The sequence below is a fragment of the Ruegeria sp. SATB027 genome (assembly GCF_059613825.1).
This window is the reverse complement of the sequence record NZ_JBXWTH010000040.1, coordinates 26,681-41,127: the sequence shown is the minus strand read 5'-3', so window position 1 is coordinate 41,127 and position 14,447 is coordinate 26,681. Positions and strand designations below refer to the sequence as shown.

Annotated in this window: 21 protein-coding genes; all 21 read left to right on the top strand. The window is 58.4% G+C overall.

Features of this window, described 5'->3' with window-relative positions:
* Positions 1-47: 47 nt before the first annotated feature.
* The 21 genes from AC2FPW_RS10560 (at position 48) to nuoK (ending at position 14,447) form a co-directional block, all read left to right on the top strand.
* On the top strand, positions 48-899 hold the full coding sequence (locus AC2FPW_RS10560; RefSeq protein ID WP_267362861.1) for a hydroxymethylglutaryl-CoA lyase: 852 nt from the start codon (positions 48-50) through the stop codon (positions 897-899).
* Position 900: 1 nt separating this feature from the next.
* On the top strand, positions 901-1,683 hold the full coding sequence (locus tag AC2FPW_RS10555) for a crotonase/enoyl-CoA hydratase family protein (protein ID WP_496813624.1): 783 nt from the start codon (positions 901-903) through the stop codon (positions 1,681-1,683).
* 193 nt (positions 1,684-1,876) lie between these two features.
* Positions 1,877-2,242 carry an NADH-quinone oxidoreductase subunit A gene (locus AC2FPW_RS10550; RefSeq protein ID WP_209504455.1) on the top strand — a complete coding sequence of 122 codons (366 nt, stop codon included), beginning with the start codon at positions 1,877-1,879 and terminating at the stop codon, positions 2,240-2,242.
* Positions 2,233-2,766 carry a NuoB/complex I 20 kDa subunit family protein gene (locus tag AC2FPW_RS10545; RefSeq protein WP_496813622.1) on the top strand — a complete coding sequence of 178 codons (534 nt, stop codon included), beginning with the start codon at positions 2,233-2,235 and terminating at the stop codon, positions 2,764-2,766. Before AC2FPW_RS10550 ends, AC2FPW_RS10545 begins: the two co-directional genes overlap by 10 nt.
* 12 nt (positions 2,767-2,778) lie before the next feature.
* Entirely contained in the window at positions 2,779-3,384 is a 606-nt protein-coding gene (locus tag AC2FPW_RS10540) for an NADH-quinone oxidoreductase subunit C (RefSeq protein WP_267362853.1), read from the top strand.
* A complete protein-coding gene (locus tag AC2FPW_RS10535; protein ID WP_010442775.1) occupies positions 3,384-3,557 on the top strand; it encodes a hypothetical protein in 174 nt (57 codons plus the stop codon). Before AC2FPW_RS10540 ends, AC2FPW_RS10535 begins: the two co-directional genes overlap by 1 nt.
* 1 nt (position 3,558) lies before the next feature.
* Positions 3,559-3,681: a hypothetical protein gene (locus tag AC2FPW_RS10530; protein WP_267362849.1), complete on the top strand. Its 123-nt coding sequence runs from the start codon at positions 3,559-3,561 to the stop codon at positions 3,679-3,681.
* Positions 3,681-4,904, top strand: a complete 1,224-nt coding sequence (locus AC2FPW_RS10525) for an NADH-quinone oxidoreductase subunit D (RefSeq protein WP_171631140.1) — start codon at positions 3,681-3,683, stop codon at positions 4,902-4,904. Before AC2FPW_RS10530 ends, AC2FPW_RS10525 begins: the two co-directional genes overlap by 1 nt.
* Positions 4,904-6,004 (top strand): NADH-quinone oxidoreductase subunit NuoE, encoded by a 1,101-nt coding sequence (gene nuoE / locus AC2FPW_RS10520; RefSeq protein WP_496813621.1) that lies wholly within the window; start codon positions 4,904-4,906, stop codon positions 6,002-6,004. Before AC2FPW_RS10525 ends, nuoE begins: the two co-directional genes overlap by 1 nt.
* Before the next feature lie 30 nt (positions 6,005-6,034).
* Entirely contained in the window at positions 6,035-6,256 is a 222-nt protein-coding gene (locus tag AC2FPW_RS10515; protein WP_209598087.1) for a DUF5337 domain-containing protein, read from the top strand.
* A 12-nt stretch (positions 6,257-6,268) separates the two neighbouring features.
* Complete coding sequence (gene nuoF / locus AC2FPW_RS10510; protein ID WP_209504919.1) at positions 6,269-7,567, top strand: NADH-quinone oxidoreductase subunit NuoF; 1,299 nt, start codon at positions 6,269-6,271, stop codon at positions 7,565-7,567.
* Positions 7,568-7,573: 6 nt separating this feature from the next.
* Positions 7,574-7,990: an MAPEG family protein gene (locus AC2FPW_RS10505; RefSeq protein WP_209597677.1), complete on the top strand. Its 417-nt coding sequence runs from the start codon at positions 7,574-7,576 to the stop codon at positions 7,988-7,990.
* Between the two features lie 37 nt (positions 7,991-8,027).
* The gene (locus AC2FPW_RS10500; protein WP_267362834.1) at positions 8,028-8,378 is read left to right on the top strand and encodes a hypothetical protein; all 351 of its coding nucleotides are present in this window, start codon (positions 8,028-8,030) and stop codon (positions 8,376-8,378) included.
* A gap of 98 nt (positions 8,379-8,476) precedes the next feature.
* Positions 8,477-8,881 (top strand): DUF5333 domain-containing protein, encoded by a 405-nt coding sequence (locus tag AC2FPW_RS10495; protein WP_480898981.1) that lies wholly within the window; start codon positions 8,477-8,479, stop codon positions 8,879-8,881.
* 5 nt (positions 8,882-8,886) lie between these two features.
* Positions 8,887-10,908, top strand: a complete 2,022-nt coding sequence (gene nuoG / locus AC2FPW_RS10490; protein ID WP_496813620.1) for an NADH-quinone oxidoreductase subunit NuoG — start codon at positions 8,887-8,889, stop codon at positions 10,906-10,908.
* Positions 10,909-11,112: 204 nt separating this feature from the next.
* A complete protein-coding gene (gene nuoH / locus AC2FPW_RS10485; protein ID WP_496813619.1) occupies positions 11,113-12,150 on the top strand; it encodes an NADH-quinone oxidoreductase subunit NuoH in 1,038 nt (345 codons plus the stop codon).
* Position 12,151: 1 nt separating this feature from the next.
* Positions 12,152-12,646: an NADH-quinone oxidoreductase subunit NuoI gene (gene nuoI / locus AC2FPW_RS10480; protein WP_496813618.1), complete on the top strand. Its 495-nt coding sequence runs from the start codon at positions 12,152-12,154 to the stop codon at positions 12,644-12,646.
* Complete coding sequence (locus AC2FPW_RS10475) at positions 12,643-13,053, top strand: carboxymuconolactone decarboxylase family protein (protein ID WP_152458579.1); 411 nt, start codon at positions 12,643-12,645, stop codon at positions 13,051-13,053. Before nuoI ends, AC2FPW_RS10475 begins: the two co-directional genes overlap by 4 nt.
* Positions 13,050-13,652, top strand: coding sequence for an NADH-quinone oxidoreductase subunit J (locus AC2FPW_RS10470; protein WP_496813617.1), 603 nt, complete (start codon positions 13,050-13,052; stop codon positions 13,650-13,652). The genes AC2FPW_RS10475 and AC2FPW_RS10470 overlap by 4 nt, the downstream gene beginning before the upstream one ends.
* Entirely contained in the window at positions 13,649-14,137 is a 489-nt protein-coding gene (locus AC2FPW_RS10465; RefSeq protein ID WP_480683968.1) for a hypothetical protein, read from the top strand. The genes AC2FPW_RS10470 and AC2FPW_RS10465 overlap by 4 nt, the downstream gene beginning before the upstream one ends.
* A 4-nt stretch (positions 14,138-14,141) precedes the next feature.
* Positions 14,142-14,447, top strand: a complete 306-nt coding sequence (gene nuoK / locus AC2FPW_RS10460) for an NADH-quinone oxidoreductase subunit NuoK (RefSeq protein ID WP_005984024.1) — start codon at positions 14,142-14,144, stop codon at positions 14,445-14,447.

Below are 14,447 nucleotides of genomic sequence, written 5' to 3'. Positions count from 1 at the left end.
CGCGCGATCCGTCTTTGGAATGAGAACAAGCCATAAGGGGTTCTGACATGGGTGATCTGGTCGAAATCTACGAAGTTGGACCGCGCGACGGGCTACAAAACGAAACACGTGAGATACCGGTTGCCGACAAGGTGGCGCTGATCAATTGCCTTAGCCGCGCCGGGTTTCGACGGATCGAAGTTGCAAGCTTTGTCTCTCCCAAATGGGTTCCTCAAATGGCGGGGTCGGCGCAGGTTCTGGCCGGTATTACCCGCGCGGACGGAGTGCGGTACGCGGCGTTGACGCCGAATATGCGCGGATACGAGGATGCGCTGGCCGCCAAAGCGGATGAGATTGCCATTTTTGCGTCTGCTTCCGAGGGGTTTTCCAAGGCAAACATCAATGCCTCGATCGCCGAGTCAATCGAACGGTTCACGCCGATTCTCGAAGCGGCGCGCCATATCGACCTTCCGGTTCGCGGCTATGTCTCTTGCGTGACGGATTGCCCTTATGACGGCCCGACCCCGCCCGAGAAAGTGGCCGAAGTTGCCGACCGGCTGTTTGCGTTGGGCTGTTACGAGGTGTCATTGGGGGACACGATCGGGCAAGGCACGCCAGACAAGATCGCTCATATGCTTCTGGCGGTGCGGGAAAGGGTTCCTGTGACGCGGCTTGCCGGGCATTTTCATGACACCAATGGGCGTGCAATCGACAATATCGATGCGGCACTTTCGCTGGGGGTGCGCGTGTTCGATGCGGCCGTGGGTGGGCTTGGCGGTTGCCCGTATGCTCCGGGGGCCGCGGGCAATGTCGCGACTGAAACCGTTGCAGCGCATTTGCACCGGTTGGGCTACCAAACCGGTCTGGATATCGATGTGGTCGAAGAGGCCGCGCAGATGGCCAAGGCGTTGAGAGGCTAACATGTTCGAAACAATCTCGATTTCAGCAGACGAACGCGGTGTTGCCACGTTAACTCTGGACCGGGCGGAAAAGCACAACGCGCTGTCGGGTCAAATGATCACCGAGCTGACACAGGCCGCGTCGCAACTGGGTCAGGATGGCTCTGTCAGGGTGGTCGTTCTGGCCGCTGCGGGAAAGACGTTTTGCGCCGGTGGTGATCTGGGGTGGATGCAGGACCAGATGGCGGCCGACAAGGCGACGCGATTTGTCGAGGCGCGCAAGCTGGCCGAGATGTTGCAGGCGTTGAACACAATGCCCAAACCCCTGATCGGGGCGCTACAAGGCAACGCCTTTGGCGGAGGCGTTGGGATGGCCGCCGTGTGCGATGTTGCCATCGGTGTAGATAGTCTGAAGATGGGACTGACCGAGACCCGGCTGGGGCTGATTCCGGCGACAATCGGCCCTTATGTTATCGCTCGTATGGGTGAGGCGCGGGCACGGCGTGTGTTCATGTCGGCCCGGTTGTTCGATGCGCCCGAAGCGGTTGATCTGGGATTGCTGGCAAAGGCTGTGCCCTCCGAGCAGCTTGCGGCCGCGATAGAAGATGAAGTCCGGCCCTACCTTTCGTGCGCGCCGGGGGCGGTTGCATCTGCCAAGGTACTGGTTCGAACTCTGGGACCTCGTATAGATGATGCCACAATCGACCAGACCATCAACGAACTGGTCGAACGCTGGGAAACGGAAGAGGCGCGTGACGGGATCGCGGCGTTCTTCGAAAAACGTAAACCTGCATGGAATAAGTAAGTTTACCGAGTTTCCGCAAGCCAATGCAAAACGCGCGAAATGCGATTCTATGCCGCGCTGTCAAGCGTATGTTTGATGGTGAACGGGGCTGTGTTCGGTTGACCCTCTGACCCGGCGGGGATAGAGAATGTCCAGTCAACACGCCAATTGACGGCGCACCCGACAAGATGCGTGCGCAAGAAAGGAGCTATTCGTGGAAGACCTGCTGCGGGAGTACCTCCCGATTCTGGTGTTTCTGGCCGTTGCCGTAGGCCTTGGAATCGTCCTGATTCTTGCCGCCGTTGTACTGGCTGTCCGCAATCCCGACCCCGAAAAGGTCAGCGCATATGAATGTGGCTTCAACGCCTTCGACGATGCGCGAATGAAATTTGACGTCCGATTCTATCTGGTCTCGATTCTCTTCATCATCTTCGATCTTGAGATCGCATTCCTGTTTCCCTGGGCCGTCGGGTTCCGCGATATCAGCGATGTCGGCTTCTGGTCGATGATGGTGTTTCTGGCCGTGCTGACCATCGGCTTTGCCTATGAGTGGAAGAAAGGGGCCTTGGAATGGGAGTGATGACCGGTGCAAACACCGCTGGCGTCGACAAGGAAGCCGCCACCCAGGCCCTGAATGCCGAGTTGCAGGACAAAGGTTTTCTGCTGACCTCGAGCGAGGATATCATCAACTGGGCCCGTACCGGTTCGCTGCACTGGATGACCTTTGGTCTGGCCTGCTGCGCGGTTGAAATGATGCACACCTCGATGCCGCGCTATGATGCGGAACGTTTCGGCATCGCCCCGCGCGCCTCTCCGCGCCAATCTGACGTGATGATCGTGGCCGGCACGCTGACCAACAAGATGGCCCCTGCGTTGCGCAAGGTTTACGACCAGATGCCCGAGCCGCGCTATGTGATATCGATGGGGTCCTGCGCGAATGGCGGTGGTTACTACCACTATTCCTATTCCGTTGTGCGCGGCTGCGACCGGGTTGTTCCCGTGGATATCTATGTGCCCGGCTGCCCTCCGACCGCCGAGGCGCTGCTTTACGGTCTGCTACAGCTACAACGCAAAATTCGCCGCACCGGCACAATTGTACGCTGAGGGGAAGGGTAGATGAGCGAAGCACTCAAAGAACTCGGCACCCAGCTTGAACTGAAACGAGCCGATTGTGTTCTGTCCTGGGATGTGACCCATGGTGAGCTGAACGTCGATGTGGCGCCGTCGAACCTCGTGGAATTCGTAGAATTCCTGCGGTCGGACCAAAATTGCAAGTTCTCGACACTGGTGGATATCACCGGTGTCGATTACCCCGAACGTGCCAAGCGGTTCGACGTGGTGTACCACTTCCTGTCGATGTACCAGAACCAGCGCATCCGTCTGCGGGTTTCGATCCGCGAAGATGACATGGTGCCTTCGATAGTCGATATCCACCCCTCGGCCAACTGGTTCGAGCGTGAGGTGTTCGACATGTTCGGCATCCTGTTCTCGGGCCATCCAGACTTGCGGCGCATCCTGACGGATTATGGCTTCCGTGGCCATCCGCTGCGCAAGGATTTCCCGACCACGGGCTACACCGAGGTGCGTTATGACGAGGCGCAGAAACGCGTCGTCTACGAGCCGGTCAGTCTGGTGCAGGAGTACCGTCAGTTTGATTTCATGTCCCCATGGGAAGGTGCGAACTACATTCTGCCAGGGGATGAGAAACAGGAGACCGAATAATGGGTGGCATTTGGTGGCTGATCCTGTCTGCGCTGACCATCATTCCGATGGTGAAGATTTTGCCGTTCTTCGGGATCAACAAATACTGGTGCCTGCTGTGTCTGGTTCCCTTTGGCACGATCGCATTGCTGTGGTGGGTCGGGCTGAAACTGCAAGAGTTGGAGCGCCGCTGAGATGATAGGTGAGTTGATCATTCTGGGCGCGTTTGGGGTTCTACTGGCCGGGTCTGCGGTCAAGGCGGTCGAGGCCGAAAAGGTCCGGGTTCGGGCCGAAGCAAAGAAGAAACGAGGGCGTTGATGGACGGCTCAAGATATGATGACGGCAGCACGGACGCGCTGAGCGGCGAGCAGAAGATCCGCAACTTCAACATCAACTTCGGCCCGCAACACCCCGCGGCGCACGGAGTTTTGCGTCTGGTGCTCGAGTTGGACGGCGAGATTGTCGAACGTTGCGACCCTCATATCGGCCTGCTGCATCGTGGCACCGAAAAGCTGATGGAAAGCCGGACGTATCTGCAAAACCTGCCGTATTTCGACCGTCTGGACTATGTGGCGCCGATGAACCAGGAACATGCCTGGTGTCTGGCCATCGAAAAGCTGACCGGGGTCGAGGTGCCGCGCCGGGGTTCGCTGATCCGGGTGCTGTATTCCGAGATCGGGCGCATTCTGAACCACCTGCTGAACGTGACGACACAGGCGATGGATGTGGGCGCTCTGACCCCACCGCTGTGGGGTTTTGAAGAACGCGAAAAGCTGATGGTGTTTTATGAGCGTGCCTGTGGCGCCCGCCTGCACGCCGCTTATTTCCGCCCCGGTGGTGTCCATCAGGACCTGCCGCCCGAACTGCTGGACGATATCGAGGCCTGGAGTCACGAATTCCCAAGCGTCCTTGATGACATTGACGGGCTGCTGACCGAAAACCGCATCTTCAAGCAGCGCAACGCCGATATCGGCGTGGTGACCGAGGATGACATCCAGAAATACGGCTTCTCGGGCGTGATGGTGCGTGGATCGGGTCTGGCCTGGGACCTGCGTCGCGCGCAGCCCTACGAGTGCTATGATGAGTTTGAATTCCAGATTCCCGTCGGCAAGAACGGCGATTGCTATGACCGCTACCTTGTCCGCATGGAAGAGATGCGCCAGTCGCTGCTGATCATCCGTCAGGCCATCGCCAAAATCCGCGAGTGTCCCGGTGACGTTCTGGCGCGCGGCAAGATCACTCCACCGAAACGCTCGGACATGAAGACCTCGATGGAGAGCCTGATCCATCACTTCAAGCTGTATACCGAAGGCTTCCACGTGCCTGCCGGTGAGGTCTATGCTGCCGTCGAAGCCCCCAAGGGCGAGTTCGGCGTCTATCTGGTCGCCGACGGCACCAACAAACCCTACCGCGCCAAACTGCGCGCACCGGGCTTCCTGCACCTGCAAGCCATGGACCACGTTGCCAAAGGCCACCAACTGGCCGACGTCGCCGCTATCATCGGCACCATGGACGTCGTATTTGGAGAGATTGACCGCTAATGCTCCGCCGTCTTCATCCCGAACAACCCGAAAGCTTTGCCTTCACCGCTGCCAACCAGCAATGGGCCGAAGCGCAGATCACCAAATACCCCGAAGGCCGTCAGGCCAGCGCGGTCATTCCGCTTCTGTGGCGCGCACAGGAACAAGAGGGATGGCTGAGCCGTCCGGCGATTGAATCCGTCGCCGACATGCTGGGTATGGCCTATATCCGTGTGCTTGAGGTTGCTTCGTTTTACTTCATGTTCCAACTGCAACCCGTTGGGTCGGCTGCGCATATTCAGGTTTGTGGTACGACCTCCTGCATGATCTGCGGAGCAGAGGACCTGATTGCGGTCTGTAAGGAAAAGATCTCGGCGAAACCGCACGAACTGTCGGCTGATGGCAAGCTGAGTTGGGAAGAGGTCGAATGCCTTGGCTCCTGCACCAATGCGCCGATGGCGCAGATCGGCAAGGATTACTACGAAGACCTGACCGCCGAGAGCTTTGGCAAGATCCTCGATGATCTGGTGGCGGGGAAAGTTCCGACGCCGGGCCCACAAAACGGACGTTATGCGGCTGAACCGCTCAGAGGGCTGACCAGTCTGACCGATCATGAGGCCGGAAAGGCCCGGTATAACGCCAGCGTCGAACTGGCCACCGATATTGGCGATACGGTCAAACGCATCGACGGGACCGAGGTTCCGATCCTGACCCCTTGGTTGGGCAAGGATGGCAAAGCGGCAGCGACCAAAGCGGCACCGAAGCCGCCCAAAGCGCCAGCCCCGGCGAAACCTGCTGCGAAACAGGCCGCTGAGGCGAAGGCAGCGAAAGAGGACCAGCCCGAAACACTGGCAGGCGCGCGCGACGGCAAGGCAGATAACCTGAAACTGTTGAAAGGCGTAGGCCCCAAGCTGGAGCAGACGCTGAACGAGCTGGGCTTCTTCCACTATGATCAGATCGCTGCCTGGACACCGGAACAGGTCGCCTGGGTCGATGCACGGTTGAAGTTCAAGGGCCGGATCGAGCGCGATGGCTGGATTGAACAAGCAGCCAAGCTTGCGGCGGGTGAGGAAACCGAATTTGCCAAACGTGCCAAGGAAGATGGCACCTACAAAGACTAAACGGGTGCCCCATCGGGGCATCGGGGGATGATGGACAAGGACAAGGATCAGGCTATAGCCCGAAAGGGCCGACATATCGGCATCGTCATTGCGGTGACGATGGTGATCTGGCTTGCCATGAACCTGTTCATTGGCCCCGCGCTGGGTTTGACAGCCCGGCACGCGCTGCTGTTTGATTTTGCCGCTCTGGCGGCATTCATTTATGCGGGTGTGAACATTTTTCAACTCTGGCGCATGCGTCAGGACAGCTGAAGGTAACGAATGATGCTGAAGGATCAGGACCGGATCTTTACCAACATCTACGGGATGCACGAACGCACGCTGAAAGGCGCGCAAGCCCGCGGGCATTGGGACGGCACCGCTGGCCTGATTGAAAAGGGCCGGGACTGGATCATTCAGACGATGAAGGATTCCGGGCTGCGCGGACGTGGCGGTGCGGGCTTCCCAACTGGCCTGAAATGGTCGTTCATGCCAAAGGAAAGCGACGGTCGCCCTTCCTATCTGGTTGTGAATGCCGATGAATCCGAGCCCGGCACCTGCAAAGACCGTGAGATCATGCGCCATGATCCCCACACGTTGATTGAAGGGTGTCTGATCGCCTCTTTCGCGATGAACGCACATACCTGCTATATCTACCTGCGCGGCGAATACATCCGCGAGCGTGAGGCATTGCAGGCTGCGATTGATGAGGCCTATGACGCGGGGCTTCTTGGCAAAAATGCCGCTGGTTCGGGCTGGGATTTCGATCTTTTCCTTCATCACGGGGCAGGGGCCTATATTTGTGGCGAGGAAACCGCCCTGATTGAAAGCCTTGAGGGCAAAAAGGGCATGCCGCGGATGAAGCCTCCGTTCCCGGCGGGTGCGGGGCTGTACGGATGTCCGACCACTGTGAACAACGTGGAATCCATCGCGGTGGTGCCGACCATTCTGCGTCGGGGTGCGGACTGGTTCGCTGGATTTGGTCGCCAGAACAACGCCGGTACCAAGCTGTTTGCGATCTCGGGCCACGTGAACAACCCATGTGTCGTCGAAGAGGCGATGTCGATCCCGTTCGAACAGCTGATCGAAACCCATTGCGGCGGCATTCGCGGCGGGTGGGATAATCTTCTGGCGGTTATCCCTGGTGGATCCTCGGTTCCTTGCGTGCGCGGTGAAAACATGCGCGACGCGATCATGGATTTCGATTACCTGCGCAACGACCTGGGGTCGGGTCTGGGTACGGCAGCGGTGATTGTGATGGACAAATCCACCGACATCATCAAGGCGATCTGGCGCCTGTCGAAGTTTTACAAGCATGAAAGCTGTGGCCAGTGTACGCCGTGTCGCGAAGGCACCGGCTGGATGATGCGTGTGATGGATCGTCTGGTGCGCGGCGAGGCTGAACTGGAAGAGATCGACATGTTGTTTGACGTGACCAAACAGGTCGAAGGACACACGATCTGCGCCTTGGGCGATGCGGCCGCCTGGCCGATCCAAGGCCTGATCCGCAATTTCCGGGAAGAGATCGAAGACCGCATCAAGGCTCAGAAATCGGGCCGTATGGGTGCGATGGCAGCGGAGTGAACGAAGATGGAAGTGTTTGCTGAATATAGCCACGCGATTGCGTCGGTTGTGCTATTCACGCTGGTTGTATTGTTTCTGGCGCCGTTTTCGGCACTGGCCAAACAAGCCAAAGGGCTGGCACCCGGTGCGACACCCGAGCAGGACTATGCCGACAAGGCGTATCGTCTGAACCGGGCCTATCTGAATGGAACGGAAACACTTCCTGCGTTTGTGACTGTCATAACAGCGGCGATTTTGCTGGGCGTCAGCCCGTTCTGGGTAAACCTGCTGGCCTCAGTGGCGTTGGTTGCGCGCTTGGCGATGCTGGTTGTGCACCTGAAAGGGATTGGCAAGCCAAGCAGCGGTCCGCGGACAATTCTGTATGTGATCGGCTGGGCGTGCATGGTCGTGATCGGGCTTATGGCATTGGTGGCGGCGTTTTGATGGCGACGCAGCGGAACAGAAAACAAAGAGGGAAAGTATGAAGGCCCCCAAAGCCCTTATTGTTGTGTTGGCGCTGGCTGGTGTTTCTGCATGCGGTCTGGTGAAGCCGTCGGCAGACCGGCTTTTGTTCGACGGCAAGTCGTTCAGGGCCAAGGCGAAGGTGGTCAACAAGAAAACCTCGCCCGCGGACTTTACGGTTGTCGTCAAAGGCGTCTCTGCTTCACTCGATGGTGCGCGCGAGGCCGGACGTCATGAAGGTACCAAATTCTGCATCCAGAACTTCGGATCGTCTCGGATTGCTTGGAAGGTGGGTCCGGATACTGACCCGCAGAACCTCAGCGTCAGCAATGATCAACTGACATTTGCAGGAACCTGCCAGCGGCCATGACCGGTGTTTTTCCATATCTTCGGTGGGCGGGCAGGGTGTTATTGCCTAGCAGCCGCAAACCGCTTCGTCTTGGACAGTCCAAGACGAAAGGAAAACCCATGTCTGTTGTAAAACTAGTTGCCCTCGCATCGCTGATGGCCTTGCCGACGGTGACAGAAGCAAAGCCGCCCTTGAGGGATGTCAAAGAGATCGACAACGAACTCTACTACATCGCCATTGCAAATGAGATTTCCGAGTTCTGCCCGTCGATCAGCGGGCGGCGATTGAAAGCGATCAGTGTGATGTGGGGACTGCGGTCCAAAGCGAATAATCTGGGGTACTCGGACACGGAAATCCGCTCCTATGTCGAGTCGGATGCTGAAAAGGGTCGGATGCGGGCCAAGGGCGAGGCTTATCTGGCGAAAAACGGCGTGTCCTACGACAACCCCAAAACGTTCTGCTCTCTGGGGCAGAAGGAAATCCAAAGAAACAGCGCCATTGGCGTTTATTTGAGAGCGAATTGAGAGCCATGTCTGACCTCCGCAAGATCAATATCGACGGGCAGGAAATCGAAGTCGATGGTGCGATGACCCTGATACAGGCTTGTGAACAAGCCGGGGTCGAGGTACCGCGTTTCTGCTATCACGAGCGTCTGTCGATTGCGGGAAACTGCCGGATGTGTCTGGTTGAGGTAGTGGGCGGTCCGCCGAAACCGGCTGCCTCCTGCGCGATGCAGGTGCGCGATCTGCGCCCGGGGCCGGAAGGGCAGCCGCCGGTGGTCAAGACGAACTCTCCCATGGTCAAGAAGGCCCGCGAGGGTGTGATGGAGTTCCTACTGATCAACCATCCACTGGATTGCCCGATCTGCGATCAGGGCGGCGAATGCGATCTTCAGGACCAAGCGATGGCTTATGGCCTGTCCGGTTCGCGGTTCAAGGAAGCCAAACGCGCGGTTGATGATCTGGATCTGGGACCGCTTGTGGGCACCGCAATGACCCGCTGCATCAGTTGCACCCGCTGCGTGCGCTTCACCACCGAAGTCGCCGGGATCACTCAGATGGGTCAGACAGGGCGCGGTGAGGATGCCGAGATCACCTCGTATCTGAACCAGACGCTGGATTCGAACCTGCAGGGCAACATTATCGACCTGTGCCCGGTAGGGGCACTGACCTCGAAACCTTATGCGTTTACCGCCCGCCCGTGGGAATTGACCAAGACCGAAAGCATCGACGTCATGGACGCGCTGGGATCGAACATTCGTGTCGATACCAAAGGGCGCGAGGTGATGCGATTCCTTCCTCGCAATCATGACGGAGTGAACGAGGAGTGGATCAGCGACAAAACCCGCTTTGTCTGGGACGGGTTGCGGCGTCAGCGTCTGGACAAGCCTTACATCCGTGAAAACGGCAAGCTGCGCCCGGCCTCATGGTCCGAAGCACTGACCAAGGCCGCAGAGGCGCTGAAAAGCGCTGAGAAGCCAGCCGGTATCGTCGGTGATCTGGCGCCGGTCGAGGCTGCGTTCGCATTGAAACAGATGATCGAAGGGCAGGGCGGTGTTGTCGAATGCCGCACCGAAGGAGCCAAGCTTCCGGCCGGGAACCGTGGCGCATATGCCGGGACCGCCGCGATTGAAGACATCGATACGGCCGAGCGTATTCTTCTGATTGGCACCAACCCGCGCGATGAGGCACCGGTTTTGAACGCGCGTATCCGCAAGGCGTGGGCGCACGGGGCCGAAGTCGCTTTGGTAGGTCCAGCGGTCGATCTGACTTATGCGTACCATCATGTGGGCGGTGACCGCGCGGCGCTGCAAAAGGTTGTCGACATGGGGGGCGACGATGAAATCAGGGGCAAACGCTCGCTGGTCATCATCGGGCAGGGAGCGCTGCAGGAGGCGGATGGAGCCGCTGTTCTGGCTGCCGCGCAAACAATTGCCGCAAATACGGAAAGCGGCCTGATCATTCTGCACACTGCGGCGTCGCGCGTGGGCGCGATGGATGTGGACGCCACAAACGCAGGCGGCATGGAAGCTATCAATGCTGCGGATGTGATCTATAACCTTGGTGCGGATGAGGTCGAAATCGGCGAAGGCGCGTTTGTGATCTACCAGGGCAGCCACGGAGATCGGGGCGCACACCGCGCAGATGTGATCCTGCCGGGTGCGGCCTATACTGAGGAAAACGGTCTGTTCGTGAATACGGAAGGCCGTCCGCAACTGGCGATGCGCGCCGGGTTTGCGCCGGGTGAGGCCAAGGAAAACTGGGCCATCCTTCGTGCGCTGTCGGCTGAACTGGGGGCGACGCTCCCCTATGACTCGCTGGCGCAGTTGCGCACAGCTTTGATCGAGGCGGTCCCCCATCTGGCCCGCATCGACGAGGTGATCGAGAATGAGGTTCAAGCGCTTGAGGCCGGATCTTTAGGCCAGGCGACCTTCCGCAACGCGATCAAGGATTTCTATCTGACCAACCCGATCGCACGGGCCTCGCAACTGATGGCCGAGCTGTCGGCGCAGGCGCAGGTCCGCAAAGCCGAGAAGATTGCGGCGGAATGAACCATAGCAGTTTCATATCGCAAGCCAGTGCTGCGGTTGGGTCGCACCTGACTGCGCCGGAAATGTGCGGGAAACGAAAGAAAAAGGGTGGCGCTATGGCGGCAGATGCTGTTTACACCAACGCGCCGACCCAGCCGCAGTTTGCGCAGGCATCTGGCCTTTGCATCGCGCGCGAAAAACGGAATACCCACGGTGTGAGGACCAATGGCTGAATTCTTTAACACCCCCGGCGGAATAGCCATCATCATTCTGGCGCAAGTGCTTGCTGTTGTTGCCTTTGTGATGATCTCGCTGTTGTTCCTTGTTTATGGCGACCGCAAAATCTGGGCCGCTGTCCAGATGCGCCGCGGGCCCAACGTGGTCGGCGTCTACGGTCTGCTGCAATCGGTGGCGGATGCGTTGAAATACGTCGTCAAAGAGGTCGTTATCCCCGCAGGAGCCGACCGCACGGTTTTCATACTCGCGCCGCTCACCTCTTTCGTGCTGGCGATGATCGCCTGGGCGGTGATCCCGTTCAACGATGGCTGGGTCCTGTCGGATATCAACGTAGCAATCCTCTATGTCTTCGCCGTATCCTCGCTTGAGGTTTATGGCGTGATCATGGGCGGTTGGGCGTCGAACTCAAAGTACCCGTTCCTCGGCTCGTTGCGCTCAGCCGCGCAGATGATTTCGTACGAGGTTTCCATCGGCCTGATCATCATCGGTGTGATCATCTCGACCGGGTCGATGAACTTTGGCGATATCGTGCGGGCGCAGGATGGGTCGTTAGGGTTCTTCAGCTGGTACTGGCTGCCGCACTTCCCGATGGTCTTCCTGTTCTTCATCTCGGCGCTGGCCGAGACAAACCGGCCACCGTTTGACTTGCCCGAAGCGGAATCGGAACTTGTGGCGGGTTATCAGGTCGAATACTCGGCCACGCCTTTCCTGCTGTTCATGGCGGGTGAATACATCGCAATTTTCCTGATGTGCGCGCTGACCTCGCTGCTGTTCTTCGGCGGCTGGCTGTCGCCGATCCCGGGCCTGCCCGATGGTGTTTTGTGGATGGTCGCCAAGATGGCGTTCTTCTTCTTCATCTTCGCGATGGTAAAGGCCATCACGCCCCGCTACCGCTATGACCAGCTGATGCGGCTGGGCTGGAAAGTGTTCCTGCCATTCTCGCTGGTCTGGGTGGTGTTCGTGGCCTTTGCGGCGAAATTCGACTGGTTCTGGGGCGCATTTGCCCGTTGGAGCGTAGGAGGCTGATATGGCAAACATCGATTACACCCGCGCCGCCAAGTACTTCCTGCTGCAGGACTTCTGGGTCGGCATGAAACTGGGGCTGAAGTATTTCTTTGCACCCAAGGCCACCTTGAATTACCCCCACGAAAAAGGACCTCTGTCCCCGCGTTTCCGCGGTGAACACGCACTTCGCCGCTATCCGAATGGCGAAGAGCGCTGCATCGCCTGTAAACTGTGCGAGGCGGTCTGCCCGGCGCAGGCCATCACCATCGACGCCGAACCGCGAGAAGACGGCAGCCGCCGCACCACGCGCTATGACATCGACATGACCAAGTGCATCTATTGCGGCTTCTGCCAAGAGGCATGCCCGGTTGATGCCATCGTCGAAGGCCCGAACTTTGAATTCGCGACAGAAACCCGGGAAGAGCTGTTCTACGACAAGGAAAAACTCCTGTCGAATGGCGAACGCTGGGAAGCCGAGATCGCGCGCAATCTGGAACTGGACGCACCGTACCGATGACTGACAGCCCGACAAATCCGTTCGAGCTGATGATGAAGCAGGCTCAGGACATGGCCAAGGCGATGAACCCGGCGATGGAAAGCTTCTCGCCCAAGGGGTTCGAGGCGCTGTGGCCGACCATGCCGAAAGAGGTCATGGAGATGATGTTTGGCAACACCGTCAACAAAGACGGGCTGGATGCCAAAACTCGCCTGCTGCTGACGCTGGCCGGGCTGACCTGTCAGGGCGCTCAGGCGGATTCGGCCGTGCGCCAGACCGTACGTCATGCGCTGGAAGCGGGCGCAAAGAAACAAGAGATCGTGGAAACGATCGGTCAGATGTCGGTCTTTGCCGGCATCCCGGCCATGACCCGCGCGCTGGATCTGGCGCAAGAGGTCATGGGCGACAACGAGGATGAGGATCAATGACCGTCTTTGCCTTCTACCTGTTTGCCATCAGCGCCATCACCGGAGGGCTGTTCACGGTGATCAGCCGCCAGCCGGTGCACTCGGTCCTGTGGCTGATCCTGGCGTTTCTGTCCTCGGCAGGGCTGTTCGTGCTGCTGGGGGCCGAGTTCGTGGCGATGCTGCTGGTCATCGTCTATGTCGGCGCGGTCGCGGTTCTGTTCCTCTTCGTGGTGATGATGCTGGACGTGGACTTTGCCGAGCTCAAGGCCGAAATGGCGCGCTATATGCCGCTGGCCCTGCTGATCGGTCTGGTCATCCTGATGCAATTTGTCATGGCTTTCGGCGCCTGGGACAGCGCGCAGGGTGCTGCCGAAAATCTGGCGCAGCCGGTCCCGACTGACCGCCACAACACCGAGGCGCTGGGTGTCATCCTTTACGATCAGTACTTTCTTCTGTTCCAACTTGCGGGCCTGATCCTGCTGGTGGCTATGATCGGCGCCATCGTTTTGACGCTGCGCCACCGTCAGGATATCAAGCGTCAGGACATCGTCGGCCAGATGATGCGCGATCCGGCCAAGGCGATGGAATTGAAGGACGTGAAACCGGGGCAGGGGTTGTGAGGTTCAAAGCCGTGATACCTGGGCTAAGTTTCGCATTTTTCCCCGCGACTGTTTTCGCAGCGGGTATCGAAGCTTGCGAAGCTCTTCCGATTATGTCGCATCACGTGTTCGAGACGAACCACAGAATCGTTGGCAACGGCGTTGTCTCTTACTCTGAGATTGGCTCTATCTGCACCGACGAATTGGGATGCACACATACTGAGTTTGTTTTGTTTGCGGCTTGTGAAAGCGGTCAAACGATGCGCGTCGTAGCGAAACTTGAACGGGACTTCGACGGTACTCATTTGGATCGCGTCGATGAAGCAAATGAAGTTGTCCAAGTACTAGCATCTGCTGAAACAAGTTATTCGTGGACTTCGGCAACAAAAGCCTTTGAGCGAAAGGCATTCCAGATCGACGACTACATTGAATCGAAAGAAAACTGCGCCTGTGCAATGGCGTTTCCCGAGCTTCGCAACGGGAAAGAGAAATTCGAGGGACTCTAAGACGATGATCGGACTTGAACACTATCTTACGGTCGCGGCGACGCTGTTCGTCATCGGCATCTTCGGTCTCTTCCTGAACCGCAAGAACGTCATCATCCTGCTGATGAGCATCGAGCTGATGCTGCTGGCGGTGAATATCAACCTCGTGGCGTTTTCCAGCTTCCTTGGCGATCTGGTCGGGCAGGTGTTCACGCTGTTCGTGCTGACCGTTGCGGCGGCCGAGGCGGCGATTGGTCTGGCCATTCTGGTCTGCTTCTTCCGCAACCGCGGCACCATCGCGGTTGAAGACGTCAATATGATGAAGGGGTAA